At 71.9% G+C, this 26,451-nt stretch carries 17 protein-coding genes; 10 read left to right on the forward strand and 7 right to left on the reverse strand.

The annotated features are described in order from the left end of the window. Positions 1-129: 129 nt before the first annotated feature. Positions 130-705 (reverse strand): GNAT family N-acetyltransferase, encoded by a 576-nt coding sequence (locus K377_RS37225; RefSeq protein ID WP_111668078.1) that lies wholly within the window; start codon positions 703-705, stop codon positions 130-132. A 198-nt stretch (positions 706-903) separates the two neighbouring features. On the opposite strand from K377_RS37225, the gene secA reads away from it, so the two are divergent. After that, positions 904-3,708 carry a preprotein translocase subunit SecA gene (gene secA / locus K377_RS37230; RefSeq protein ID WP_111668079.1) on the forward strand — a complete coding sequence of 935 codons (2,805 nt, stop codon included), beginning with the start codon at positions 904-906 and terminating at the stop codon, positions 3,706-3,708. 50 nt (positions 3,709-3,758) lie between these two features. Here secA and K377_RS37235 read toward each other — a convergent pair whose 3' ends face one another. Then, entirely contained in the window at positions 3,759-4,193 is a 435-nt protein-coding gene (locus K377_RS37235) for an Rv3235 family protein (RefSeq protein WP_258395273.1), read from the reverse strand. A gap of 295 nt (positions 4,194-4,488) precedes the next feature. On the opposite strand from K377_RS37235, the gene K377_RS37240 reads away from it, so the two are divergent. The 3 genes from K377_RS37240 to K377_RS37250 all read left to right on the forward strand — a co-directional run bounded on the left by K377_RS37240 (position 4,489) and on the right by K377_RS37250 (position 8,321). Continuing rightward, complete coding sequence (locus K377_RS37240; protein WP_111668081.1) at positions 4,489-5,004, forward strand: DUF6912 family protein; 516 nt, start codon at positions 4,489-4,491, stop codon at positions 5,002-5,004. A gap of 34 nt (positions 5,005-5,038) precedes the next feature. Continuing rightward, the gene (locus tag K377_RS37245) at positions 5,039-5,731 is read left to right on the forward strand and encodes an HAD family hydrolase (protein ID WP_111668082.1); all 693 of its coding nucleotides are present in this window, start codon (positions 5,039-5,041) and stop codon (positions 5,729-5,731) included. Between the two features lie 244 nt (positions 5,732-5,975). After that, positions 5,976-8,321 carry a LuxR C-terminal-related transcriptional regulator gene (locus K377_RS37250; RefSeq protein ID WP_111668083.1) on the forward strand — a complete coding sequence of 782 codons (2,346 nt, stop codon included), beginning with the start codon at positions 5,976-5,978 and terminating at the stop codon, positions 8,319-8,321. A gap of 353 nt (positions 8,322-8,674) precedes the next feature. On the opposite strand, the gene K377_RS37255 is transcribed toward K377_RS37250, so the two are convergent. Next, positions 8,675-9,241 (reverse strand): DJ-1/PfpI family protein, encoded by a 567-nt coding sequence (locus tag K377_RS37255; protein WP_111668084.1) that lies wholly within the window; start codon positions 9,239-9,241, stop codon positions 8,675-8,677. A gap of 446 nt (positions 9,242-9,687) precedes the next feature. Between K377_RS37255 and K377_RS37260 the strand changes: the two genes are divergently transcribed. The 3 genes from K377_RS37260 to K377_RS37270 all read left to right on the forward strand — a co-directional run bounded on the left by K377_RS37260 (position 9,688) and on the right by K377_RS37270 (position 17,218). Further along, positions 9,688-14,619: an NAD-glutamate dehydrogenase gene (locus K377_RS37260; protein ID WP_111668085.1), complete on the forward strand. Its 4,932-nt coding sequence runs from the start codon at positions 9,688-9,690 to the stop codon at positions 14,617-14,619. 272 nt (positions 14,620-14,891) lie between these two features. Further along, on the forward strand, positions 14,892-15,692 hold the full coding sequence (locus tag K377_RS37265; protein ID WP_181512745.1) for a polyprenol monophosphomannose synthase: 801 nt from the start codon (positions 14,892-14,894) through the stop codon (positions 15,690-15,692). Next, the gene (locus K377_RS37270) at positions 15,689-17,218 is read left to right on the forward strand and encodes a hypothetical protein (RefSeq protein ID WP_375605995.1); all 1,530 of its coding nucleotides are present in this window, start codon (positions 15,689-15,691) and stop codon (positions 17,216-17,218) included. The genes K377_RS37265 and K377_RS37270 overlap by 4 nt, the downstream gene beginning before the upstream one ends. Here the strand turns inward: K377_RS37270 and K377_RS37275 are convergent. The 4 genes from K377_RS37275 to K377_RS37290 form a co-directional block, all read right to left on the reverse strand. Then, positions 17,208-18,884: a glycosyltransferase family 2 protein gene (locus tag K377_RS37275; RefSeq protein ID WP_111668086.1), complete on the reverse strand. Its 1,677-nt coding sequence runs from the start codon at positions 18,882-18,884 to the stop codon at positions 17,208-17,210. The genes K377_RS37270 and K377_RS37275 overlap by 11 nt on opposite strands. Beyond that, positions 18,884-21,154: a CDP-glycerol glycerophosphotransferase family protein gene (locus tag K377_RS37280; RefSeq protein WP_111668087.1), complete on the reverse strand. Its 2,271-nt coding sequence runs from the start codon at positions 21,152-21,154 to the stop codon at positions 18,884-18,886. The genes K377_RS37275 and K377_RS37280 overlap by 1 nt, the downstream gene beginning before the upstream one ends. Positions 21,155-21,234: 80 nt before the next feature. Continuing rightward, positions 21,235-22,107: an ABC transporter ATP-binding protein gene (locus K377_RS37285; RefSeq protein ID WP_181512746.1), complete on the reverse strand. Its 873-nt coding sequence runs from the start codon at positions 22,105-22,107 to the stop codon at positions 21,235-21,237. Next, the gene (locus K377_RS37290; protein WP_111668088.1) at positions 22,100-23,020 is read right to left on the reverse strand and encodes an ABC transporter permease; all 921 of its coding nucleotides are present in this window, start codon (positions 23,018-23,020) and stop codon (positions 22,100-22,102) included. The genes K377_RS37285 and K377_RS37290 overlap by 8 nt, the downstream gene beginning before the upstream one ends. A gap of 165 nt (positions 23,021-23,185) precedes the next feature. Here K377_RS37290 and K377_RS37295 point away from each other — a divergent pair, with 165 nt between their 5' ends. From K377_RS37295 to K377_RS37305, 3 genes are all read left to right on the forward strand, one after another. Next, positions 23,186-23,821: a TetR/AcrR family transcriptional regulator gene (locus tag K377_RS37295; protein ID WP_375605996.1), complete on the forward strand. Its 636-nt coding sequence runs from the start codon at positions 23,186-23,188 to the stop codon at positions 23,819-23,821. Between the two features lie 114 nt (positions 23,822-23,935). Then, positions 23,936-24,841, forward strand: a complete 906-nt coding sequence (locus K377_RS37300) for a sulfotransferase (protein ID WP_111668090.1) — start codon at positions 23,936-23,938, stop codon at positions 24,839-24,841. Between the two features lie 88 nt (positions 24,842-24,929). Continuing rightward, entirely contained in the window at positions 24,930-26,321 is a 1,392-nt protein-coding gene (locus K377_RS37305; RefSeq protein ID WP_111668091.1) for a threonine/serine exporter ThrE family protein, read from the forward strand. The last annotated feature ends 130 nt before the right edge of the window (positions 26,322-26,451 follow it).

A 26,451-nucleotide genomic window follows, 5' to 3' on the forward strand; every position in this document is an offset into this window, starting at 1 on the left:
CGCCCTTGGCGGCAGATTGCCCAAGGCTTGGGCGGGGTGGGAGAGGGGTGGTGGCAGGTTGCCCAAGGTGTGGGCGGGGTGGGAGAGGGGTGGTGGCAGATTGCCCAAGGCTCGGGCGGGGTGGGGCTGCTACAGGCGGTGGGACGGGAGGTAGGGGAGGGGGGTGGGGAGGGTCAGGTCCGAGGGGAGGAGGGAGGCCACCCAGCAGTCTCGGAGGACTCCCTTGTTCGGGAGGCCCGCGCGGAGGACGCCCTCCAGGGTGAAACCGGCCTTCTCGGCGACGGTGCGCGAGCCCTTGTTGCCCACCTCGGCCCGCCATTCCAGGCGGGTGCAGGCGAGGTCCGTGAACGCCCAGCGGGCCACCTCGAGGACCGCCTCCGTCATGTAGCCGCGGCCGCGGAACTCCTTGGCCGTCCAGAAACCCACTTCCCAGGCACCCGCGCGCGGGTGGTGCAGCCCGACGGCGGCGGCGATCGGGCCGTGCTCCTCGGTCCGGACCGCGAAGGTGTACTCGGCGTCGCTGCGCCAGCCGTCCGCGACCACCCGGTCGATGAAATATTCGGCGTCCACGCGCGCGTACGGCGACGGAATCGTGGTCCAGCGCTGGATGTCGGGATCCTGGCAGGCGGCGTGGACCTCGTCGGCGTCGGCGGGCACGAAGGTGCGCAGTCGCAGACGGGCGGTGGTCAGCGTCACGGGTTCCATCACCCGATTCTGCTCGGGCGGAGCAGGACGCACCATCACTTTTCGTGGGGTATACCGGCACCTTCCGAGGCGCCTGTGCGTTGGACCTGATGGCAGACCTCCCGGCGCGGTGGGGTCCTCGCATACGATGGCCGTTGCTCAGGCTGTCGCCCGAGTAACCGACCGTGCCAGGCCCGACCGGCAAGGAGACCAACCCTCGTGTCCGTCCTCCAGAAGATCATGCGTGCAGGCGAAGGCAAGATCCTGCGCAAGCTGCACCGCATCGCGGACCAGGTCAACTCCATCGAAGAGGACTTCGAGAGCCTCTCCGACGCCGAGCTGCGCGCGCTCACGGACGAGTACAAGCAGCGCATCGAGGACGGCGAGACCCTCGACGACCTGCTCCCCGAGGCGTTCGCGACCGTCCGTGAGGCCGCCCGGCGCGTCCTGGGCCAGCGTCACTACGACGTGCAGCTGATGGGCGGCGCCGCCCTCCACCTCGGCTACGTCGCCGAGATGAAGACCGGCGAGGGCAAGACCCTGGTCGGCACGCTGCCGACGTATCTGAACGCGCTGTCCGGCAAGGGCGTCCACCTGATCACGGTGAACGACTACCTGGCCGAGCGCGACTCCGAGATGATGGGCCGCGTCCACAAGTTCCTGGGCCTCACCGTGGGCTGCATCCTGGCGAACATGACGCCGGCGCAGCGCCGCGAGATGTACAACTGCGACATCACCTACGGCACGAACAACGAGTTCGGCTTCGACTACCTCCGCGACAACATGGCGTGGTCCCAGGACGAACTCGTCCAGCGCGGCCACAACTTCGCGGTGGTCGACGAGGTCGACTCCATCCTCGTCGACGAGGCCCGTACGCCGCTGATCATCTCCGGTCCGGCGGACCAGGCCACCAAGTGGTACGGCGACTTCGCCAAGCTGGTCACCCGCCTCACCAAGGGCGAGGCCGGCAACACCATGAAGGGCATCGAGGAGACCGGCGACTACGAGGTCGACGAGAAGAAGCGCACCGTCGCCATCCACGAGCCCGGCGTCTCCAAGGTCGAGGACTGGCTGGGTATCGACAACCTGTACGAGTCGGTGAACACCCCGCTCGTGGGTTACCTGAACAACGCCATCAAGGCCAAGGAACTCTTCAAGAAGGACAAGGACTACGTCGTCATCGACGGCGAAGTCATGATCGTCGACGAGCACACCGGCCGTATCCTCGCGGGCCGCCGCTACAACGAGGGCATGCACCAGGCGATCGAGGCGAAGGAAGGGGTGGACATCAAGGACGAGAACCAGACCCTCGCCACGATCACCCTCCAGAACTTCTTCCGCCTCTACGACAAGCTCTCCGGCATGACCGGTACGGCGATGACCGAGGCCGCCGAGTTCCACCAGATCTACAAGCTGGGCGTCGTCCCGATCCCGACGAACAAGCCGATGGTCCGCAAGGACCAGGCCGACCTGATCTACCGCACCGAGGTCGCCAAGTTCGACGCGGTCGTCGACGACATCGCGGAGAAGCACGAGAAGGGCCAGCCGATCCTCGTCGGTACGACGTCGGTCGAGAAGTCCGAGTACCTCTCGCAGCAGCTCTCCAAGCGCGGCATCCAGCACGAGGTGCTGAACGCCAAGCAGCACGACCGTGAGGCCACGATCGTCGCGCAGGCCGGCCGCAAGGGCGCCGTCACGGTCGCCACGAACATGGCCGGCCGTGGCACCGACATCAAGCTCGGCGGCAACCCCGACGACCTCGCCGAGGCCGAGCTGCGCCAGGCGGGCCTCGACCCGGTCGAGCACGTCGAGGAGTGGGCCGCGGCGCTGCCCGACGCCCTGGAGAAGGCCGAGCTGGCCGTCAAGACGGAGTTCGAGGAGGTCAAGGACCTCGGCGGGCTGTACGTCCTCGGTACCGAGCGGCACGAGTCGCGCCGTATCGACAACCAGCTGCGCGGTCGTTCCGGCCGGCAGGGCGACCCGGGCGAGTCCCGCTTCTACCTGTCGCTCGGTGACGACCTCATGCGCCTGTTCAAGGCGCAGATGGTCGAGCGCGTGATGTCGATGGCGAACGTGCCGGACGACGTCCCGATCGAGAACAAGATGGTCACGCGGGCCATCGCCTCCGCCCAGTCGCAGGTCGAGCAGCAGAACTTCGAGACGCGTAAGAACGTCCTGAAGTACGACGAGGTGCTCAACCGCCAGCGCGAGGTCATCTACGGCGAGCGCCGCCGCGTCCTGGAGGGCGAGGACCTTCAGGAGCAGGTCGTGCACTTCATGGACGACACCATCGACGAGTACATCGGCGCCGAGACCGCCGAGGGCTTCGCCGAGGACTGGGACCTCGACCGGCTGTGGGGCGCCTTCAAGCAGCTCTACCCGATCAAGGTGACGGTGGAGGAGCTGGAGGACGAGGCCGGCGACCGTGCCGGGCTGACCGCCGAGTTCATCGCCGACGCCGTCAAGGACGACATCCACGCGCAGTACGAGGAGCGCGAGGAGCAGCTCGGCTCCGAGATCATGCGTGAGCTGGAGCGCCGTGTGGTGCTCAGCGTGCTGGACCGCAAGTGGCGCGAGCACCTCTACGAGATGGACTACCTCCAGGAGGGCATCGGCCTGCGCGCCATGGCGCAGAAGGACCCGCTGGTCGAGTACCAGCGCGAGGGCTTCGACATGTTCACCGCCATGATGGAGGGCATCAAGGAGGAGTCCGTCGGCTATCTGTTCAACCTGGAGGTCCAGGTCGAGCAGCAGGTCGAGGAGGTCCCGGTGGAGGACGCCGAGCCCACCACGTCCCTCGACAAGGAGGACGCGGTTCCGGCTCAGGTCCGTCCGGAGATCCGGGCCAAGGGGCTCGACGCTCCGCAGCGGCCCGACCGGCTGCACTTCCAGGCGCCGAACGCCGAGGGCGGGGTCGACGAGGGTGACTTCGTCACCGAGGGCGGTCCCACCCGCTCCGCGGCCGACGGTCTGACGCGGGCCGAGCGCCGCAAGCAGCAGAAGGGGCGCCGTCGCAAGAAGTGACGTCGCTGGTACGAAGGGCCGGGCACCTCGGGGTGCCCGGCCCTTCGGCGTCACGGGGCTTCCGTCTCCCGTGGGGTCCGGCCGTCCAGGTCCACCGCCGTGCAGCGCCAGCGGAGGTCCTCGGCGCGGGTCAGGCGGAAGGCGAGGGCGTGCAGGCGCGGGCCCACCGTGATGCGGGCGAAGACCTCGTAGACGCCCGAGTCGGGCTCGTAGTGGCCGATGTCGTGGACCCGCGCCCGGGGGCCCGTGCGGGCCAGCGGGCGGTGGGCCAGGAGCCAGAGCAGGTCCTCGAAGGCGTGGCCCCGGGTGTGCCGGGCGAACCAGACCGCGGGGCGGTGGCCGGTCAGGACCAGCAGGAGCAGGTCCGTGAAGTGTTCGGCGGGGTGCGGCGGCGCCTGCGGCCGCACCCGGGGCGTCGCGGGCCGCCGGGTGTCCCTGCGCCCGGGAGGACGGCTGGTCCGTCGGGGGCCTCGCCTGGAAAGCACCTTCTGCACGTCGCCTCCGGATAGGTACCGGTCAGTAACTCTTCGTGATCACCTTTTACGAGGTCGGGGAGTGACCCCGCAAGGGACGGCGGAGCGCGGTGGAGGGCGGCCGGGGATTCACTTATCCGGGTGACGGCGGGGTGCGCCGGGCCCGTGCTGCCGGGGTGGGGCCGGGTGAACGGTGGAGCCGGGGGTGACAGCGGGGTGCGAGGTGGGCGGCAGCCCGAAGGGGGACTCCCGCACGTATCCTGAAAGCCTCCGGGACGATCACCGACGACTACGAAAGCGGACCGTCATGCGCGTGTACGTACCTCTCTCCCTGCCGCGACTCGCTCAGGCGTACCAGGCGGGCGAGCTGGGACCCGCGCCGCTCACCGCCTACGCCGTCACGCCCGCGCTGCGCGAGTGGTACCTGTCGGACGACATCGAGGAGCTGGAGTACGCCGCCCTGAACCGGGCGGGGCTCGCCTCCCTGCGGCTGCTCGCGGGGGAGCCGGACGCCGCGCGGCGCCGGGTCGTCGTCGCCGTGGACGTCGCGGACCGGGCCGCCGTCGCCGATCCCGACCGGGGGCTCGACCCGACCTCCCTCGGTGAGGTCACCGTGCGCGAGGTCGTACCGCTGGCCAAGGCCGCCGCCGTGCACGTGGACGCCGACGACGCGGAGGCCGATGTCGCGGCCGCCGCCGACGCGCTGGGCGCGGCCGATCACGGCGACGACGACGCCCAGTTCGTCGTGGACGGCGCCGAGGACCACGAGCTGCTGTGGTTCGCGACGCAGGAGATCCCGAACCTGGTCGGTCAGGGCGACTGAGTCGGGGGCGGTGCGCGCGGGGTACGTTTCCCGTATGGGGAAGCAGATAGCCGCGGGCTCGTTCGGTCCGCCCGCGGGACACATCGTCTGGGACTGGAACGGGACGCTGTTCCACGACATCGACGCCGTCATCCACGCCACCAACGCCGCGTTCGCCGAGCTGGGGCTCGCGCCGATCACGCTGGAGCGGTACCGGGCGCTGTACTGCGTACCGATCCCGAAGTTCTACCAGCGGCTGATGGGCCGGCTGCCCACCGAGACCGAGTGGAACGTCATGGACGAGGTCTTCCACCGGCACTACACGCACCACTCCGCGGCCTGCCGGCTCGCCGAGGGGGTGGAGCCGCTGCTCGCCGGGTGGCAGGACGCCGGGCGCAGCCAGTCCATTCTCAGCATGTACGGGCATGAGGAACTGGTGCCGTTGGTGCGGCAGTTCGGGATCTCGGAGCGTTTTGTGCGGGTGGAGGGGCGGGTGGGGCCGTCCGGGGGGAGCAAGGCCGAGCACATGGTGCGGCATCTGGGGGCGCTCGAAAGGTCGTCCGGGATCGCGCCCGAGCAGGTCGTCGTCATCGGGGACGCGGCTGATGACGCCGTGGCGGCGCTGGCCGCCGGGGCGCGGGCCGTGCTGTATACCGGGGGGTCGCACGGGCGGGCCAGCCTGGAGGGGGTCGGTGCGCCTGTGGTGGATTCGCTGGCGGAGGCCGTGCGGGTCGCTTCCGCGGGGTAGCCGGGTCCGGGTGGCCGTCCCCTGGGGTTTGCGCCGTTTCCCGCGCCCCTGACAGATCTGCGTCTGCCCCGTGCGGTTCGTCGCCAGGTGCCGGCCGGTGGCCGCTTCTCGCGCAGTTCCCCGCGCCCCTGGGTACCGCGCCCCCGAAGCATGCGCTGCGTGCGGCTTCGTCGGCTTTCGCTCACGCTCCGCTTTTGAGTGCGTACGCTTGGTGTGTGGTGGGCGACAGCGGGGGGAGCGGGGCATGGGCTTCGGGTTTGGGCAGCGGCGCGGGGGTCAGCTTCCGGTTGAGGTGACTCCCTTTGTCGGGAGGGCCGCGGAGCTCGCGCAGGTGCGGGGTGCGATCGCCGGGGCCAGGCTCGTGACGCTCGTGGGGCCCGGGGGCGTGGGCAAGAGCCGTACGGCGTTGCGGGGTGCGGCCGAGCTGGCCGCCGGGTTTGCCGACGGGGTGGCGCTCGTCGAGCTGAGCGCGCTGCGTGATCCCGAGCTGATTCCGGTGACGCTCGCCGCGGTGCTCGAACTGCCCGAGCAGGTGGGGATGGAGCCGTTGGACGCGGTCGTCGCCCATCTGCAGGGGCGGCGGATGCTCGTCGTCCTCGACACGTGCGAGCACCTCGTCGACGCGTGCGCCATGCTCGCCGATGTGCTGCTGCGGGAGGTGGCCGGGGTGCAGGTGCTCGCCACCAGCAGGCAGCCGCTCGACGTGCCCGGCGAGCACTGCGTGCCCATCGCGCCGCTGGAGCCGGACGACGCCCTGGAGCTGTTCGTGCAGCGGGCCGCCGCGGTGGTCCCCGGGTTCGCCGTGCACGACGGCAACCGGGAGCAACTGACGGCTCTGGCGCGGAGGCTGGACGGGATTCCGCTGGCCCTGGAGCTGGCCGCGGTGCGGCTGCGGGCCGTCTCCCTGGAGCAGTTGGTGGAGCGGCTCGGGCAGCGGTTCGAGGTGCTGACCGGGGGCCGGCGGACCGCGCTGACCCGCCACCAGACGCTCCGTACGGCCATCGGCTGGTCCCACGAGCTGTGCACCCCGCGCGAGCGGCTGCTCTGGGCACGCCTCTCGGTCTTCGCCGGGTCCTTCGAGCTGCGGGCCGCCGAGCATGTCTGCGCGGGCGGCGAGTTGTCCCGCGGCGAGGTGCTGGAATGCCTCATCGGGCTCGTCGACAAGTCCGTCGTGCAGCGGCTCGGAGTCGACGGCAGCCGGTACCGGCTGCTCGACACCATCCGCGAGTACGGCGCCGAATGGCTGGTGGAGTCCGGCGGCGCGGACGCCGTGCGGGCCCGGCACTTCGCGTACTACCAGGAGCTGGGGCAGCGCTACTGGGACGAGTTCCTGACCCCGGCGCAGCCCGTCCTGCACCGGGCGCTGCGCACCGAGAGCGCCGATGTGCGGTGCGCGCTGGAGTACGCGTACAGCTCTGCCGAGCTCGCCCCGCGGGGGCTGTGGCTGGCCTCGCTGCTCGGGCCGTACTGGCGGGCGCTCGGCGCGCTCTCCGAGGGGCGGTACTGGATCGAGAAGGGGCTCGCGCTCGTCGACGAGGACGGCGAGGCGGACGAGGCGGGCGAGGCAAGCGAGGCGGGTGAGGCGAGCGAGGAGCAGGCCTGGGGCCGGTTCATGATCGCCCTGTTCTCGGTGTGGACCGGCGACCTGCCCAGTGCGCTCGAACAGTTCCACCGCGCGCTCCGGGCCGCCCGCGACGCCGGTGAGGACCGCGTGGAGCTGTTCTGCGAGGCGTACCTCGGCGGTCTCGGCGCGCTGTGCGGGGAGCCGGACGGGCTGACCGGCCTGGAGGACGCCCGGCGGCGGATCCTGGCGCGCGGCGACGGGCTCGGCACCGCCGTCATCCACTACGAGGGCGCGCTGGTGCTCGGCGTGCTCGGCGACACGGAGGCCGCGCTGGAGTGGTGCCGTACCGGGCTCGCCTATCTGGAGGGCACCGGGGAGCGGCAGATGTACGCCTCGACGCTCACCGTGCAGGGGCTGCTGCTGTGGCTCTCCGGGGAGCGCGAGGAGGCCCTCGGGCTGCTGGGGCGGGCCCTGGAGGCCGCCGCCGAGATCGACGAGATCCTGGTCGCCGCGATGTGCTGCCTGATGCTCGCCTGGTCCGCGTCGGCCGAGGACCGGCCGGTGCGGGCGGCCTGGCTGCTCGGGTACGCGGAGAACGCGCGGCGGCTCGGCGGCGGTGACCCCGTCGGCATGCTGCCGTCGCTCTTCGACGAGCAGGAGGCCGTGCGGGCCGGGCTGCGGCGGGCGCTGGGCGACGCCGACTACGAGCGGTGGCACGCCGTCGGGGCGCGGCTGTCCGGGGCGCAGGTGCTGGCCGCCGTGCGCGAGGGAGCCGATGTGCCCGGGGACCGGGTGCCCGCGGCGCGGGGGGCCGGGGTGGACGCCCTGACGCGGCGGGAGCGGGAGGTGGCCGCGCTGGTGGCGCAGGGGTTGTCCAATCGGGAGATCGCGGAGCAGCTGGTGATCTCCAAGCGGACCGCCGATGCGCATGTGGAGCATATTTTGGCGAAGTTGGGGGTGGGGTCGCGGACCGAGGTGGCGGCCATCGCCGCCGGCGGGGAGCGGGTCGAGCGTTCGGGGGGCTGAGGGGGAGAGGTGCTTTGTCGGGTGCGGCCCGGTGGCCTCTTCTCGCGCAGTTCCCCGCGCCCCTGAGGCATGCGCTTCGCGCAGCCTCCCCCCGCCCGCTCTAGGTATACGGAGATCGAGCCCGACCCCGTACATGCGTATACCGCTCTCCCGCGATACCGATGCCGTCGACCGGTGGCTGCGGGTTAGCTGAGGGTGTGCCGTGGGTTCCGGGAGGAAGCGGTGCGGTGGAGCGTCGGGCAGTAATGGTCAACTCCCCACGGCTGTCGTGGCAACGACTCTCCGTCGTGGCGCCCGGAGCGCGGCACACCTCGGTGGCTGCCCTCGTCGGCGGGGCAGCCACCGCACAGAGGTCAGATCACCGGGGCCTTCGCCCGCAGCACCGTCAGGAACTCGCGCATCCAGGCCGCGTGGTCCGGCCAGGCGCGGGACGACACGAGGGTGCCGTCGACGACCGCCTCGGAGTCCTGGAACGTGGCGCCCGCCGCCTGCATGTCGAGCTCCAGCGCCGGGTACGCCGTGACGCGCCGGCCGCGCAGTCCGTCCACCGCCGCCGTCAGGAGCGGGCCGTGACAGATCTGGGCGACCGGCTTGTCGGTGTCGAAGAACGCCTTGACGATCTTGCGCAGCTCGGCGTCGCCGCGCAGGTACTCCGGTGCCCGGCCGCCCGGGATCACCAGGGCGGCGTACTGGCCCGGGTCGACCTCGGCGAAGGCCAGATCGGCCGGCCAGGTGTATCCGGGCTTCTCCGTGTACGTGTCGAAGCCGGGCTCGAAGTCGTGGATCACGAAGCGGAGCTTCTTGCGGGTGGGCGCCGCGATGTGAACCTCGTACCCCTCCTCGGTCAGCCGCTGGTACGGGTAGAGGACCTCCAGCGACTCCGCCGCGTCGCCGGTCACGATCAGGATCTTGAGTGCCATCGGTCACACGCTCCCGGGTGGGTCATGGGTGATGCGGGCCGAATCCGCCGCCGATGCCAACGTGCCGCCGCCCGGGACTCCTGACAAGAGGCGCCGTTCTGTGCAGAGTGTCAAAGTTCGGCCACCGGATTTGTACACATGCGGCTCATGACGGGCCCCCCGTCGGGAGCGATAGCCTGGTCCCGTGATCAGCGCGATATCTCGCGGGGGCATCGTCGCCCCCTGCCCGCGCCGGGAGAAGACGGTCCGCCACAGCGGCCGCCCCCGGCGCTCGGACGTTGATCGTTTCAGGCGGATGGCCAGTTCGTTGAAAATGGCGCATTACCGTCCGCTCTTCTCTCAATCCGGCATAACGTCGAAGCAGACCGGACACCCCGCGTCGCGGCGTTACGTCGAGCCAAACATGTCTACGTCACGCAACGGCGCGCGACAGGAGCCAGAGGACAATGCAGACCAAGCTGGACGAAGCCAAGGCCGAGCTGCTCGAACGGGCCGCCCGGGTTGCTGAGAACAGCCCGGTAGGGGGGCACCTACCGACGGGCGAGAGCACTCCCGATCAGGACACCGTGCTCACGTTCCTCCAGCGCTACTACCTGCACACCGCGCCCGAGGACCTCGCCGACCGCGACCCGGTCGACGTCTTCGGAGCCGCCTACTCGCACTACCGGCTCGCCGAGAACCGGCCGCAGGGCACCGCGAACGTAAGAGTGCACACCCCGACGGTCGAGGAGAACGGCTGGACGTGCAGCCACTCCGTCGTCGAGGTCGTCACCGACGACATGCCGTTCCTCGTGGACTCCGTGACCAATGAGCTGTCGCGGCAGGGCCGGGGCATCCACGTCGTCATCCACCCGCAGGTCGTCGTGCGGCGCGACGTCGCCGGCAAGCTGCTCGAAGTGCTCCCCGCCGGGACCCCCGCCGAGGGCCACGACGTGCTCACCGAGTCGTGGATCCACGTCGAGATGGACCGCGAGACCGACCGCGCCGACCTCAAGCAGATCACCACCGACCTGCTCCGGGTCCTGTCCGACGTGCGGGAGTGCGTCGAGGACTGGGAGAAGATGCGCGACGCGGCGCTGCGCATCGCCGACGAGCTGCCGGGCGAGCCCACCGCGGGCGACCTGCGCGACCAGGAGGTCGAGGAGGCCCGCGAGCTGCTGCGCTGGCTCTCCGCCGACCACTTCACCTTCCTGGGCTTCCGCGAGTACACGCTCACCGACGACGACTCGCTCGCCGCCGTCCCGGGCACCGGCCTCGGCATCCTGCGCGCCGACCCGCAGCACGACGGCGACGACCACCACCCGGTGTCGCCGTCCTTCAACCGGCTGCCCGACGACGCCCGCGCCAAGGCCCGCGAGCACCGCCTGCTGGTGCTGACCAAGGCCAACAGCCGCGCCACCGTGCACCGGCCGTCCTACCTCGACTACGTCGGCGTGAAGAAGTTCGACGAGAAGGGGAACGTGGTCGGCGAGCGCCGCTTCCTCGGCCTGTTCTCCTCCGCCGCGTACACCGAGTCCGTCCGCCGCGTCCCCGTCATCCGCCGCAAGGTCGCCGAGGTCCTCAAGGGCGCGGGCTTCTCGCCCAACAGCCACGACGGCCGCGACCTGCTCCAGATCCTGGAGACGTACCCGCGCGACGAGCTGTTCCAGACCCCGGCCGACGAGCTGCGGTCCATCGTCACGTCGGTGCTGTACCTCCAGGAACGGCGCCGGCTCCGGCTGTACCTGCGCAAGGACGAGTACGGGCGCTACTACTCGGCCCTCGTCTACCTGCCGCGCGACCGGTACACCACCGGCGTCCGGCTGCGGATCATCGACATCCTCAAGGAGGAGCTGGCCGGTACCAGCGTCGACTTCACCGCCTGGAACACCGAGTCGATCCTCTCCCGGCTGCACTTCGTCGTCCGCGTCGCGCCCGGCACCGAGCTGCCCGCGCTCACCGACGCCGACTCCGACCGCATCGAGGCCCGCCTGGTCGAGGCCGCCCGCTCCTGGGCCGACGGCTTCGCCGAGGCGCTGAACGCGGAGTGCGGCGAGGAGCGCGCCGCCGAACTGCTGCGCCGCTACGGCCAGGCGTTCCCCGAGGGCTACAAGGCGGACCACTCGCCGCGCGCCGCCGTCGCCGACCTGGTCCACCTGGAGCAGCTCAGCCACGGCGACCGCGAGGGCAAGGACTTCGCGCTCTCGCTGTACGAGCCCGTGGGCGCCGCCCCCGGCGAGCGCCGCTTCAAGATCTACCGGACCGGTTCGCCGGTCTCGCTCTCCGCCGTCCTGCCGGTGCTGCAGCGCCTGGGCGTCGAGGTGACCGACGAGCGCCCGTACGAGCTGCGCTGCGCCGACCGTCCGACCGCCTGGATCTACGACTTCGGGCTCCGGATGCCGAAGCCGGGCAACGGCAACGGCGGGGAGCTGGGCGCCGACGGCCGCGAGCGGTTCCAGGAGGCGTTCGCCGCGACCTGGACCGGGCGCGCCGAGAACGACGGCTTCAACGCCCTGGTGCTGGGCGCCGGGCTGAACTGGCGGCAGGCGATGGTGCTGCGCGCGTACGCCAAGTACCTGCGCCAGGCGGGCTCCACCTTCAGCCAGGACTACATGGAGGACACCCTCCGCACCAATGTGCACACCACGCGCCTGCTGGTGTCGCTGTTCGAGGCGCGGATGTCGCCGGACCGCCAGCGGGCCGGCACCGAGCTGACCGACGGGCTCCTCGAAGAGCTCGACGGCGCGCTCGACCAGGTGGCCTCGCTCGACGAGGACCGGATCCTGCGGTCCTTCCTCACCGTGATCAAGGCGACCCTGCGCACCAACTTCTTCCAGGACGCGACGGACGGCGAGCCGCACGCGTACGTCTCCATGAAGCTGGACCCGCAGGCCATCCCCGACCTGCCCGAGCCGCGCCCCGCCTACGAGATCTGGGTGTACTCGCCGCGCGTCGAGGGTGTCCACCTGCGCTTCGGCAAGGTCGCCCGCGGCGGTCTGCGCTGGTCCGACCGGCGTGAGGACTTCCGCACCGAGATCCTCGGCCTGGTGAAGGCGCAGATGGTGAAGAACACCGTCATCGTGCCGGTCGGCGCGAAGGGCGGCTTCGTCGCCAAGCAGCTGCCCGACCCGAGCGTGGACCGCGACGCCTGGATGGCCGAGGGCATCGCGTCGTACAAGACCTTCATCTCGGCGCTGCTCGACATCACCGACAACCTGGTCGCCGGTGAGGTCGTGCCGCCCTCCGACGTCGTGCGCCACGACGAGGACGACACCTACCTCGTCGTCGCGGCCGACAAGGGCACCGCGTCCTTCTCCGACATCGCCAACGGGGTCGCGGAGTCGTACAACTTCTGGCTCGGCGACGCCTTCGCGTCCGGCGGCTCGGCCGGGTACGACCACAAGGGCATGGGCATCACCGCGCGCGGCGCCTGGGAGTCCGTCAAGCGGCACTTCCGGGAGCTGGGCGTCGACACCCAGTCCGAGGACTTCACGGTCGTCGGCGTCGGTGACATGTCGGGTGACGTGTTCGGCAACGGCATGCTGCTGAGCGAGCACATCCGGCTGGTCGCCGCCTTCGACCACCGGCACATCTTCATCGACCCGAGGCCGAACGCGGAGACCTCGTACGCCGAGCGCCGCCGCATGTTCGAGCTGCCGCGCTCGTCCTGGGCCGACTACGACAAGGAGCTGATCTCGGCGGGCGGCGGCATCTTCCCGCGCTCCGCCAAGTCGATCCAGCTCAACGCCCACATCCGCGAGGCGCTGGGCATCGAGTCCGGCCAGGCCAAGACGACCCCGGCCGAGCTGATGAAGGCGATCCTCCAGGCGCCGGTCGACCTGCTGTGGAACGGCGGCATCGGTACGTACGTCAAGGCGTCCTCGGAGTCGAACACGGACGTCGGCGACAAGGCCAACGACCCGATCCGCGTCGACGGCCAGGACGTCCGCGCCAAGGTCATCGGCGAGGGCGGCAACCTCGGCGCGACCCAGCTGGGCCGTATCGAGTTCGCCCGCACCGGCGGCAAGGTCAACACCGACGCCATCGACAACAGCGCGGGCGTGAACACCTCGGACGTCGAGGTCAACATCAAGATCCTGCTCAACGGCCTGGTCTCCGAAGGGGACATGACCGTCAAGCAGCGCAACAAGCTGCTCGCCGCGATGACCGACGAGGTCGGCCACCTGGTGCTGCGCAACAACTACGCGCAGAACACCGCGCTGGGCAACGCCGAGGCGCAGTCGTCGTCCCTGCTCCACGCCCACCAGCGCTTCATGCGCCGCCTGGGCAAGCAGGGCCACCTCGACCGCGGCCTGGAGTTCCTGCCGAACGACCGGCAGATCAAGGAACTCCTCAACAACGGCCGCGGCCTGAGCCAGCCCGAGCTGGCCGTGCTCCTCGCCTACACGAAGATCACGGCCGCCGACGAGCTGATCCAGACGTCGCTGCCCGACGACGCGTACCTGCGCCGGCTGCTGCACGCGTACTTCCCGCAGGAGCTGCGCGAGAAGTACGGCGAGGCGATCGACGGGCACGCGCTGCGCCGCGAGATCATCACGACGGTCCTGGTCAACGACACGGTGAACACCGGTGGTTCGACCTTCCTGCACCGGCTGCGCGAGGAGACCGGCGCCTCGCTGGAGGAGATCGTGCGGGCGCAGCTCGCCGCGCGCGAGATCTTCGGCCTGAGCGAGGTCTGGGACGCGGTGGAGGCGCTCGACAATGTCGTCGCCGCCGATGTCCAGACCCGGATCCGGCTGCACTCGCGCAGGCTCGTGGAGCGCGGCACCCGCTGGCTGCTCAACAACCGGCCGCAGCCGCTCCAGCTCGCCGAGACCATCGACTTCTTCCGGGACGGTGTCGCCGAGGTGTGGGCGGCGCTGCCGAAGATGCTGCGCGGCGCGGACGCCGAGTGGTACCAGTCGATCTTCGACGAGCTGACCGGTGCCGGGGTGCCGCAGGAGCTGGCGCGGCAGGTCGCCGGGTTCTCGTCGGCGTTCCCGACGCTGGACATCGCGCAGATCGCGGACCGGATGGGCAAGGACGCGCTGGACGTCGCCGAGGTGTACTACGACCTCGCGGACCGGCTCGGCATCACCCAGCTCATGGACCGGATCATCGAGCTCCCGCGGGCCGACCGCTGGCAGTCGATGGCCCGCGCCTCGATCCGCGAGGACCTGTACGCGGCGCACGCGGCGCTCACCGCCGACGTGCTCGCGGTGGGCAACGGCGGCTCCACGCCGGAGCAGCGGTTCAAGGCGTGGGAGGAGAAGAACGCGGCGATCCTGGGCCGGGCGCGCACGACCCTGGAGGAGATCCAGGGCTCGGACGCCTTCGACCTGGCGAACCTGTCGGTGGCGATGCGCACCATGCGCACGCTGCTGCGCACGCACTCGTGACGCGCCGGGCGTAGCCCGTACGTTCACCGGGGGCGCCCCGGGCCGCATCGGCCCGGGGCGCCCCCGCGTCGTGTCCGACGCCGGGTCATGCGCCGTTGCGCGCAAGGCAGTTGGCGGCCGCCGTATTCTGCCCCTGTTCTTGGCGCGCTCTTGCCTGCCTCATGACGTCGTCCGGCTTGATGGACTCCCTACCCGGGCCACGCCTCGGGGCAATGTGGGACATTGCGTCTAAAGTGGACTCCGATTGTCTGATGACCGCTCAGGGAGAGCCGATGCCGTCGAAGCCAGCCGATTCGCCGAGGTCGCCCCGGACGGCGGAGCGAGCCCTCGCGCTGCCCGACACCTGGGCCGCGACCCCGCTCACCGTCGTGATGCCCACGTACAACGAGGCCGGGAACCTGCCCGGCATGGCCGACGCCCTGATGGACCTCGAACTGGCCGGGCTGCGGCTGCTCGTCGTCGACGACTCCAGCCCCGACGGCACCGGGGACATCGCCGAGGAGTACGCGCGCCGCTTCGGCGCCGACCGGATCGGCGTGCTGCACCGCGCGGGCAAGGAAGGGCTCGGCCGCGCCTACGCGGCCGGGATGAGCCGGGCCGTCGCCGAGGGCGCGCGGTACGTCCTCCAGATGGACGCCGACGGCAGCCACCCGGTCGCGAAGGTCCCGCAGATGCTGGGCGTCGCGCTCGCCACCGGCGCCGGGGTCACCATCGGCAGCCGGTACGTCCAGGGCGGCACCCTCTCCGACGCGTGGGGCGCGCACCGCAGGCTGCTCTCCCGCTGGGCCAACGCCTACGCGGGCACCATCCTCGGCACCCGGGTCCGCGACATCACCGGCGGCTTCAACCTGTGGCGCGAGGACACCCTGCGCGCCATCGACCTGGCCTCCGTCGACAGCGCCGGGTACAGCTTCCAGGTCGAGATGAAGTACCGGGCGCTGCGCCGCGGCCACGGGATCGTCGAGGTCCCCATCCACTTCGAGGACCGCACCGTCGGCGAGTCGAAGATGAACCTGATGGTGCAGCTGGAGTCGGTGGCGATGCCGTGGAAGCTGCGCGCGAGGGCCCGTTGACCGCTGCGGAGGCCGCGCGCGAGGGCCCGCTGACCGCGGCGCCCGCCCGCATCGCGGCCGGTGCCGCGGCCTGCGGCGTGCTCGTGCTGCTGCTCGCCGTCGTGGTGCGGCTGCCCTGGGCGGGCGACCTCGGCATCCACGCCGCCACCGTCGAGCGGCTCCGCCACGACCTGCTCGACCCCGGCGACCCGCTCGTCGCGGCCGACGCCGACAGCCCTTACTACAGCCCCTGGACCCTGCTGCTCGGCTGCGTCGCGAAGGTGACCGGGCTCGGCGTCTTCGTCGTGCTGCGCGTCGGCGCGGTCGTCTCCCTCGCGGTGCTGGCCGGCGGGGTGTGGGCGTTCACGGGTACGTTCCTCCAGCGCGCGGCCGGGCGGGGGCGGCGGGCGGCCGTCGCGGGGCTCGTCCTGCTCTGCCTGGTGCTGCTGTGGGGCACGACGCTGTTCAACTGGAGCGGCTACCCCGGCCTCAACTCCCTCGCCCTGTGCGTCGCCTACCCGAGCACGTTCGCGCTCGGCGCCTCGTTCTGGCTGTGGGCGCTGCTGCGCCGGGCCACCTCGTGGGCGCACTTCCTGGGTGCCGGGGTGCTGTGGGCGGTGATCCTGCTGAGCCACCAGTTCACCGGCGTCGTCGCCTCGCTCGGCGCCCTCGCCATGGTCCTCGGCGCGCGCCCGTGGCCGGACCTCGCGCACTGGCTGCGGCTCGCGGGCGGGCTCGCGACGGGGCTCCTGCTGATCGCGCTGTGGCCGTACTACTCGTTCTTCGCGCTGTTCGGCGCGGGCGAGAACCTGGAGGCCATCCACCGCGCGCTCTACCGGGACCTGCCCGCCCGGCTGTGGCTGGTGGCGCTCGTCGGCGGCGCGGCGCTCGTCCTGCGGTGGCGGCGCGACCGGCGCGACCCGCTGGTCCTGTTCTGCCTCGCGGGTCTCGCCGTGTTCGCGGCCGGCGGGCTCACCGGCCACTGGTCCTGGGGCCGGGTGCTGCCGGCCGTCCTGATCCCCGCGCAGGTCGCGGCCGCCCTCGAAGTGTTGGGCGCGCACCGCAGGGCGGTGCGGCTCGGCCTCGGCTGGGCGGTGACGGCGGCGCTGCTGCTGGGGGCGTGGACCCAGTCGGGGACGCTCGGCTATGTGCTGCCGCGCTCGGTGCTGCCGTCACCCGTGGCGGCCAAGTACCGCGAGCCGTGGGGCGGTTATCACTGGATCACGCCCTGGGTGGCGTACGGGGACGTGGTGCTGGCCAAGACGTTCCCGGCCCGCCAGATTCCCGCCTACGGGCCCTACACGGTCGCCCCCGGCTACCCGGACTTCTTCCTCGACGACGAACAGGCGCGGGAGAAGGCCGTACGGACGTACTTCGCGGCCGGGACCCCGCGGTCCGGCCGGCTCGGGGTGCTGCGCCGGTACGGCGTCGAGTGGGTCGTCGCCTACCGCAGCGACGGCGGGCTGCGGGCCGGGGACCCGGCCCTGGAGCGGGTGGCCGTCGGTCCCCGGGGACAGCAGCTGTACCGGGTGCGCCTCAGCGGGTGAGGGCGGACACCAGGCGCGCGGCCCGCCGCACCCGGCGCGTCACCTGGTTGCGGCCCACCCGGCGGGCCACCGGGCGCACGATCCGGGCCGTCATCCCGGTCGCCGCCCACCGCACCTGGAGCCGTCCGGCGCCGCGCCCCTCCGGCTCCACCGTCACCCGGTGGTGGTGGAAGTCGGACGTGAACGACGGGAAGTCCAGCGGGGCGAGCAGCAGCCCCGTGTTGCGCAGTCCGCCCGGCGCCTGGAGCTGGAGGAGCGGGTGGCGGGTGCCGTCGAAGCCCTGGGCGGGCAGCGGGACCTGCGTCAGGTCCAGGTCGACGCGGCCCTCGAAGACGCCGGGCCGCACCGGGTCGAGCCGGAAGCGGACCGTGGTGCGGCGCCGCCCGGGGGAGAGCAGCAGGGCGGCGACCTGCGGGCCGACCGGGAGGCGCAGCGCCGGGTCGTGGGTGCGGATGTGCAGGGCGAGCGAGGCCGGGCCCGGACCCCGCCGCACCGAGACGATCTCGTGCCGGAACTGGGCGCCGGGGAACGGCCGGGTGTCCAGGGCCAGGTCGTCGAGGGCCAGCTCGCGGCGGGCCTCGGGTGTCTCGGGGAGCGTGGAGCCCCAGTAGAGGCTGCCCGCTTCGTCGGTGACCGCCTCGCGCGGGGCGACCCCGTGGCCGAGGCCGCGTGCGGCGAGCCGGGCCTCGTCGAGGCGGCCGTCGCGGACCAGCTGGAGCACGACGCGCTCCGCGCGCGGCAGCCGCTCGTAGGCGCCGGGCGCCAGACCGGCGAGGTACGGGTTCACGAGCGCGGCGAACCCCTCCAGCCAGTCGTCGGCCCGGTAGGGCAGATCACCCGCGTACATCCGGAAGTCGTGCTTGAGGAACTTGTAGTCCTTGGCCTCGCGCACCGCCTCGCTGAAGCCGCCCTCCTCCAGGAAGCCGTCGATGAGCGTCTGGACGTGGACCCGGTCGCGGACGTTGGCCAGCTTGTGCCGCTGGTTGGAGATGGAGGCGGCGGACTCGGCCGCGTACGGCGCGATGTACCAGCGGTAGACGAGGTCGGGGACGACGGTGAAGGATCTCGCCAGGCCGTACGCCTGCGCCGAGAACAGCTGGTCCTCGTAGTGGATGCCCTCGGGGAACCGCAGCTCGTGGCGGTCGAGGAAGGCTCGCGCGTACATCTTGCTCGTCGACAGGTGCTCGAAGAGCAGGGCCGGTTCGGCCTCGATGCCGGGGACCGTGCGGCGCTCGGCGACCAGGTGCGGCATCCAGACCGAGCGGTGGCCCGTGTCGACCCTGATCCGCTGCACCGCGCCCATGGCGAAGTCGATCGCCGGGTTCTCGCGGTGGGCGGCGAGCAGCGACTCCACGGCGCGCGGCGGGAGTTCGTCGTCGCTGTCGAGGAACATCAGGTACGGGGCGCGGGCGATGCCGAGGGCGCGGTTGCGCGGGGCGGAGCAGCCGCCGCTGTTCTCGGGCAGCCGCAGATACGTGATGCGGTCGTCCTGCGCGGCCAGCTCCCGGGCCACCTCGGGCGTGCGGTCCGTGGAGTGGTCGTCGCTGATGACGATCTCGATGTTGTGGTGCGTCTGCGCCTGGAGCGAGGCGACGGCGCGCGGCAGCCGCTCGGCGTCGTTGAAGACGATCACCGTGACGGTCACGTCGGGGGTCTGCGCGGGCATCAGCCGGTCGCCTCCTCGGGCGTGGGAGCGGGGGTGCGGGACTCCAGGGGGAGCACCGGCGGCAGGCTCTCCTCCGGCTCGCCCAGGAAGACGCGGCGCACGACGCGCTCGGCGGCCCGCCCGTCGTCGAACTCGCAGAACCTGCGCCGGAAGGCGGTGCGCACCTTCGCCGACGCCTCGTCGCGCCAGGCGTCCGTCGCGAGGATCTCCGTCAGGTCCTCCTCGGTGCGCGCCACATGGCCCGGCGGCTCGGCGAGCAGGTCGAAGTAGGTGCCGCGGGTGCGGGCGTACGTCTCCCAGTCGTCGGCGAAGCTGATGATCGGCCGGTCCAGGTTGGCGTAGTCGAACATGATGGAGGAGTAGTCCGTGACGAGCGCGTCCGCGGCCAGCGCCAGCTCCTCCACCGGGTCGTACGCCGATACGTCGATGACGCGGCCGGTGCGGCGCAGGCCCGCCAGCGGGGAGGCGCCGCCGCCGTAGAAGTAGTGGCCGCGCACGAGCAGGACCGTGTCGTCGCCGAGCCGCTCGGAGAGGGCGGCGAGGTCCAGGCGCGGGGTCCAGCTCGCCTCGTAGTCGCGGTGGGTCGGCGCGTACAGGACGGCGCGGCGGCCCGGGGCGATGCCGAGGCGGTCGCGGACGGCGCGGATGTCGGCGGCCGTCGCCCGGTAGTACACGTCGTTGCGCGGATAGCCGTGGTCCAGGGAGACGAAGTGCGACGGGTAGGCGTGCTCCCACATCCGCGTGGAGTGACTGTTCGCGCTGACGCTGTAGTCCCACTTGTCGACGCGGGCGAGCAGCGCGTCGAAGTCGAGGCCCCGGGAGGCCGTCGGGTACGCGCGCTGGTCCAGGCCCATCTTCTTCAGCGGGGTGCCGTGGTGGGTCTGGAGGTGGATCGCGCCGGGGCGCTTGACCACGGCGTTCGGGAAGTTGACGTTGTTGGTGAGGTAGCGGGCGCGGGCCAGCGTCTCCCAGTAGCGGCGGGTGCCGGGCACGATGTGGTCGGTGCCGGGCGGGACGAGCGGCTCGGCCGCCTTCGACACCACCCACACCGGGCGGATGTGCGGGGCGAGTTCGCCGAGCTTCGCGGCGATCGCGGCCGGGTTGCAGGCGACTCCGCGGTCCCAGTAGGCGGAGAAGACGGCCAGGTCCTGGTCGACCGGCTCGCGCAGGGCCTTCTGGTAGTGGTGGTCGAGGACCTTGGCGCCCAGCTGCTTCTTGCGGACGTGCAGGGTCGTGCGCAGGCCGCGCCGCCGCTGGTTGGCCGCCTGGAACGCGCGGTACTTGGTGTACGCGTCCTCTTCGAGCAGTCTGCGCCGGATGCCCTCCATACCGCCGGGGCGCCGGTGTCCCGCGGGCTTCCAGCGCACGGCCGCCGCAGAGGCGCGGTGGAAGAACTCCCGGGCCACCGCGTCCGGCATCGACTCGCGCGCCACCACCCGCATCGTCTCGGTGGCCATCAGGTCGTACAGGACCGCGCGCGGCCGGGGTGCGGAGTCCCGCCGGTGCAGCAGCCGCTGGAGCCGGTCGTAGCTCTCGACGAGTCCGTAGCGCCGCTCGGCGGTCACCGGGGGCAGGCTCTCGCGCCGCAACTCCCTTACCTCCACGACCACTTGGTCCAGGCAGGCGATCCGGTCGGCGAGGGCGAGGGCGGCGCGGGAGGCGAACATCTCGTCCGGGTCGGCGAGTTCGGCCTCGTGGGCGCGCCAGAAGTCGGCGCGCAGGGCCCGCTTGACGAGCAGCGGGGTGACCCGGAGCAGGTCGGGTGCCTGGTCGAGGGTGACGTCGCGGCGGGCCACCCGGGCGAGCCGGCCGGCGTCGGCGCCGGACGCGCCGGTGCCGCGCCAGGTCGTACGGACATGGTCGGCGACCACCACGTCGACGGTCTCCGGCACTTCGGCGAGCCGGTCGAGCAGCGTCCGCACCGCGCCCGCGGGCAGCCGGTCCTTGGCGGGCAGGAACCACAGCCAGGTGCCGCGTGCCCGCTCGGCGCCCGCGGCGCGCGCCGCCGCGTCGTCGGTGTCCCCGGGCAGCGGCAGGACCGTGCCGCCGGACCGGACCGCCACGTCCTGCGCGTCGTCCCCGACGGCCGCCGTCACCAGCTCGGCCTCCGGCGGGAGCTGGGCGGCCACGCTGTCGAGGCAGACGCCGAGCAGTCCCTGCACATCACGCCCGTACACGATGATGCTGAGCAACGGCTCGCCGGTCCGGGTTATCTGCACAGGGACTCCTCGCGTCTTTTCGTCCTCTTCTGGCCACCGCCCCTGAGTCATATTTGCACTAAGCGGACAAAAGGGTAAGCGCAGTTGTGTCTCGACTGGGCCTCATGGGGGAAGAGGCGGGCCGGCGGGGCTCAGGTTCCCTTTGTGACGTTCTTTCCGGCGGCGGGGCTCTTGGGCTTCTTGGCCGGGTTGGTGAACGCCTCGTACGCCGCGAGGACCTCCTCCGTCGGCCCGTCCATCCGCAGCTCGCCGCGCTCCAGCCAGAGCACCCGGTCGCAGGTGTCCCGGATCGACTTGTTGCTGTGGCTCACCAGGAAGACGGTGCCCGCGCGCTCGCGCAGCTCCTTGATCCGCTGCTCGGAGCGCTTCTGGAAGGAACGGTCGCCCGTGGCCAGGGCCTCGTCGACGAGGAGGACGTCGTGCTCCTTGGCGACGGCGATGGAGAAGCGGAGCCGCGCGCCCATGCCCGACGAGTACGTGCGCATCGGCAGGGTGATGAAGTCGCCCTTGTCGTTGATGCCGGAGAAGTCGACGATCTCGTCGTAGCGGTCGCGGACCTGCTCGCGGCTCATGCCCATGGCGAGGCCGCCGAGCTTGACGTTGCGCTCGCCGGTGAGGTCGTTCATCAGCGCGGCGTTCACGCCGAGCAGGGAGGGCTGGCCGTCGGTGAAGATCCGGCCGTTCTCCGTGGGCAGCAGTCCGGCGACCGCCTTGAGCAGGGTCGACTTGCCCGAGCCGTTGGTGCCGATCAGGCCGATGGCCTCGCCGCGGTAGGCGGTGAACGACACGTTCCGCACGGCGTGCACCTTGCGGACGCCCGCGCGCCGCTCGACCTTCTTGCGGCCGCGCAGGATGCGGCTGAGGGCGGCGGTCGCGGTGCCGCGGCCCGCGCCGGTGCCGTTGACCCGGTAGACGATGTCGACGCCGTCGACGATGACGGTGGGGACGCGCTCGTCCTGGATCTGCGCGGTCTCCGCTCGGGGGGCGGTCTGCGTGTCAGTCACGGCCGTACGTCTCCTCTGCCTTCCAGAAGTAGATGAACCCGCCGACGCCGGCGAGCAGGGCCCAGAACACGGCGAAGGGCCAGATGTGCGGCGGAAGATTGTCCGCGGTGAAGCTGTCGATCAGGGCGAAGCGCATCAGGTCGATGTAGACCGCGACCGGATTGAGCTGCACGGCCTGCTGGACGACCACCGGGAGGTCGGTCTTCGGCAGCTTGTCGCTGAGGCTGAACATCACGCCGGACAGGTACATCCACACGCGCAGGACGAACGGCATCAGCTGGTTGAGGTCGGGGGTGCGGGCGCCGAGCCGCGCCATGACCAGGGCCAGGCCCGCGTTGAAGACCGACTGGAGGGCCAGGGCGGGCAGCGCCAGGAGCCAGGACGGGCCGGGCGGGACGCCGAAGGCGAGCAGGATCAGGATCAGCGCGACCATCGAGAACAGCAGCTGCTGGAGCTGCTGGAGGCAGTACGACAGCGGCAGCGAGGCGCGCGGGAAGTGCAGGGCGCGCACCAGGCCCATGCTGCCGGAGATCGCCCGCACCCCGGACATCACCGAGCTCTGGGTGTAGGTCCAGATGAACACCCCGGTCACCAGGAACGGGATGTAGTCCGGGACGCCCCGGGAGGTCTTCAGGATGACGCCGAAGATGAAGTAGTAGACCGCGGCGTTGAGGAGCGGGGTCAGCACCTGCCACAGCTGGCCCAGGCTCGACCTGCTGTACTGCGAGGTCAGCTTGGCGGTGGCGAAGGCGGTGATGAAGTGCCGCCGCGCCCACAGCTGCCGCACGTACGCGGGCAGGGTGGGGCGGGCGCCGCTGACGCTCAGCCCGTACCGCGCGGCGAGGGCCGCGGCGTCCTCGCCGGCGGCGGCCGGGGGTGCCGGCGTGGGAGGTGTGTCCAGGACCTGGCTCACGTCCGCTGCTTTCTTCGATGGCTTCGGTGAAGGGACGACGACGGGCGTTCACCTCCCGTTTACGTCGGGACGGGTCCGTATCGTCGTCACGTGATGGCGATGACGATAGGGCGGATCCACGTCGCAACGCAACCGTTTCGTCGTTACGCGCCTATGCTTTGCCATATGACGACCAACGCCGACCCAGCCCATGAGAAGGCCAAGCCGACGCGTCGCCGTGCCCCGGCCGGGGCCGCCGTGCTGCGCGAGGACGTGACGGACGCGATCCGCGCCGCCGTCTTCGAGGAGCTGGCCTCCGTCGGCTACGCCCGGATGTCCATCGAGGGCATCGCGCGCCGCGCCGGGGTCGGCAAGACGGCCGTCTACCGCCGCTGGCGCTCCAAGCTGCACCTCGTCCTCGACCTGGTCTCCGCGATAGCGGTGCAGGGGCTGCCCGCCCCCGACACCGGCTCCCTCCAGGAGGACCTGCTGCTCCTGTACCGGGTCACGTCCCGGGCGCTGCGCCACCCCGTGGCCGGCCAGATCATCCCCGACCTCCAGGCGGAGGCGGCCCGCAACCCCGAGATCGCCGACGCGATGCAGAAGGCCCTGCGCGAGGGCCAGCACGGCGTGGCCAGCGGGATCGTGCGGGCGGCCGTGGAGCGGGGTGAGCTGCGCGCGGGCCTCGACGAGGAACTCGCGCTCGACCTGATCTCCGGCCCGCTGTACTGGCGCTCGGTGGTGGTGCGCACGCCCGAGCTGCCCAAGGGGCATCTGAAGCGGCTCGCGACGGCGACCGCGGCGGCGCTCAAGGCGCTGTGAGGCGGGGCTCTGCAAAGCAGGGTGGTTCACGCCGAGCACGATCCCGGCCAAGTTTCATGAAAGGTAAGGGCGGCACACAGCCCGGGTAAAAGTTCGGCAGGCAGGGTCTTTGCCATGGGAACCGTGAAGACCGGGATACGGCGCAGGGCGCGCCTGCTGAAGGAGGCGCTGAGCGCGCCGGAACCGAGGGCGGTGGAGCCGGCGGCTCCGGGCGGGCGGCGGCCGCCCAAGCGGACCGTGCCGCTGGAGGCGGCGGTGCCGACCGCGCCACGCCTGGTGGACAGCCCCGTCTTCGTCCTGACCCCGGTCCGCGCGGGCTCCACGCTGCTGCGGATGCTGCTCAACAGCCACTCCCGCGTCCGCGCCCCGCACGAGCTGCACCTGCGCAGCGTCGAGGTGGACCTCGCCCCCGACTTCTCGGGCCGCGCCCTGCGCGCCCTCGACCTGGACAAGGCCGAGCTGGAACACGTCCTGTGGGACCGGGTGCTGCACCTGGAACTGGAACGCTCCGGCAAGGACGTCGTCGTCGACAAGACCCCGGGCAACGTCTGGGCCTGGCAGCGCCTGGCGCACGCCTGGCCGCGGGCCCGCTTCCTCTTCCTCCGGCGCCACCCGCGGGCGATCATCGACTCGCTCGACCGCCGCAAGGGCAACACGGCGACGACGGCGGAGAACGAGCGCAACGTCCTGAAGTACCTCGGCCCCCTCGAAGAGGCCCGCCGCTGTCTCGACCCGGCGCTCACCCACACCGTCCGCTACGAGGACCTGACCGCCGACCCGGCCGCCGTCACCCGGTCCGTCACCGACTGGCTCGGCCTGGACTGGGAGCCCGGGATGCTCGACTACGGCTCCCACGCCGACGCGCACGGTCCGCTGCTGCCGAACCTCGGCGACCGCGGCGGGAAGATCCTCTCCGGCCGTGTCCAGCCGGCGCCCGCGCCGCTCGGCCTCGACGGCCTGTCGCCGCGGGTGCGGGAGGTCGCGGAGACCTGGGGGTACGGGGGCTCGCTCGCCGCGTAACGGCCGTCCCGCCGCTACCTGTCCGTATCGCGGGACCGTTCCCGGCCGCTGCCCCGAATGGGTTAAATGTCCATTACGCTCCATTCGTATGCCTGTGACGACCGACACCAAGGCCCGGACCACGCCCTGGCTGATGGGAGCGCTGCCCCGGCTGCGCGGCCTCGAACCGACCAGGAACTACGGCTACTCCGGTGAGCTGCTGCACGACGACGGCCGCGCCGACATGGAGGCGTACGGCGCGCGCGTCGCCGATCTCGCGATCCGGCTCGGGGACGCGCTGCTGTCGTACGGCGGCTCGGCGGAGGAGGCCGTCGCCGGGATGCTGGTGACCGCCGAGACCTACGGGCTCAGTTACTGCGAGCCGGGCGTCACCCTCTCCGAGGTGGTGCTGTCCGGGTACGCGCCCGGCGAGTTGCGGCCGCTGCACGCCCGCCGGGTGATCCGCCGGTACGGCACCGACTACCGCGCCCTGGGCCGCGTCCACCGTCTCGTGGAGCGGATCGGCGCCCGTGAACTCACCCTCGACGAGGCGCGGGCCGAGACCGCGCGGATCCTGGACGCGCCGCCGGGCGGCGGGCGGTGGGCGTTCTGGCGGGTGCCGGTGCAGACCGGGCTCGTCGCCGCCGGGGCCGCCGTCGTCTTCGGGGGCGGGCCGAGGTCGCTGCTCTGCGCGTTCACCGCCGGGCTGCTCGGGGCGCTGCTGTGCGGGTGGCTGGGGCGGAACGGGGTGCCCGCGTTCTACCGGTACGCCGTCGCCGCCGTGCCGGCCGCCGTCATCGCGCTCGCCGTGAGCCGGGTCGCGCCGCCGCACGTCGTGCCGGCCGTCGTCGTCGCCGGGGTGCTCGGGCTGCTGCCCACGGTGACGTTCGTGAGCGCCGTGCAGGACGCGCTCACCGGGCACTATCTGACCGCGCTCGGGCGGTTGTGCGATGCCGCGCTGATCTTCGCCGCCGTGGTCACCGGGGTGGTGATCGTGCTGGGGGTCGGGGATCTGCTCGGGTTCGGGGTGCCGTTGGTGCCGAACGTCAGCCGGGCCGAGCATCTCGGGGCTCCGGTGCTGGGGGTCGTGGTGTTCGCCGTCGCGGTGGCGGCCCGGGCGCGGACGCCCCGGCGGGACTGGTGGGCGGCCGCCGTGCTCGGGGTCGTCGGGTTCGCGGTGTCGGTGGAGTTCCGGGTGCTGGGGCTGTCGGCGCTGGTCGGTACGGCGTTGGTGGCCGCCGGGGTCGGTTGTGCCGGGCACTGGGTGGCCCGGCGCCGTCGCGAGTCGGCGTTGCCGCTCGTCGTCCCGGCCATTGCTCCGCTGTTGCCGGGTGGGGTGCTGTACGGGGCGCTGGGGGCGCTGGCCTCCGGGCGGACCATCGTGGGGCTGGGGGAGATGGTCAATGTGGCCGCTGTGACGCTGGCGCTGGCTGTGGGGGTGGGGTTGAGCGGGGAGGTGGGGCAGCTGGTGCGGAGGGTTCGGGGGGTTGGGGGTGCGTGAGCCGGGGGTGCCGGTGGGGGGGGGGCTGGTCGCGCTTGCCTTTCGGGTGCGGCCCGGTGGCCGCTCCTCGCGCAGTTCCCCGCGCCCCTGGGTCGTCTTTCGGGCGCGCCACCGTCGTGGCTGGTCGCGC

Origin of the sequence: Streptomyces sp. PsTaAH-137 (genome assembly GCF_003259365.1) — a bacterium.
Classification (GTDB): Bacteria; Actinomycetota; Actinomycetes; order Streptomycetales; family Streptomycetaceae; genus Streptomyces.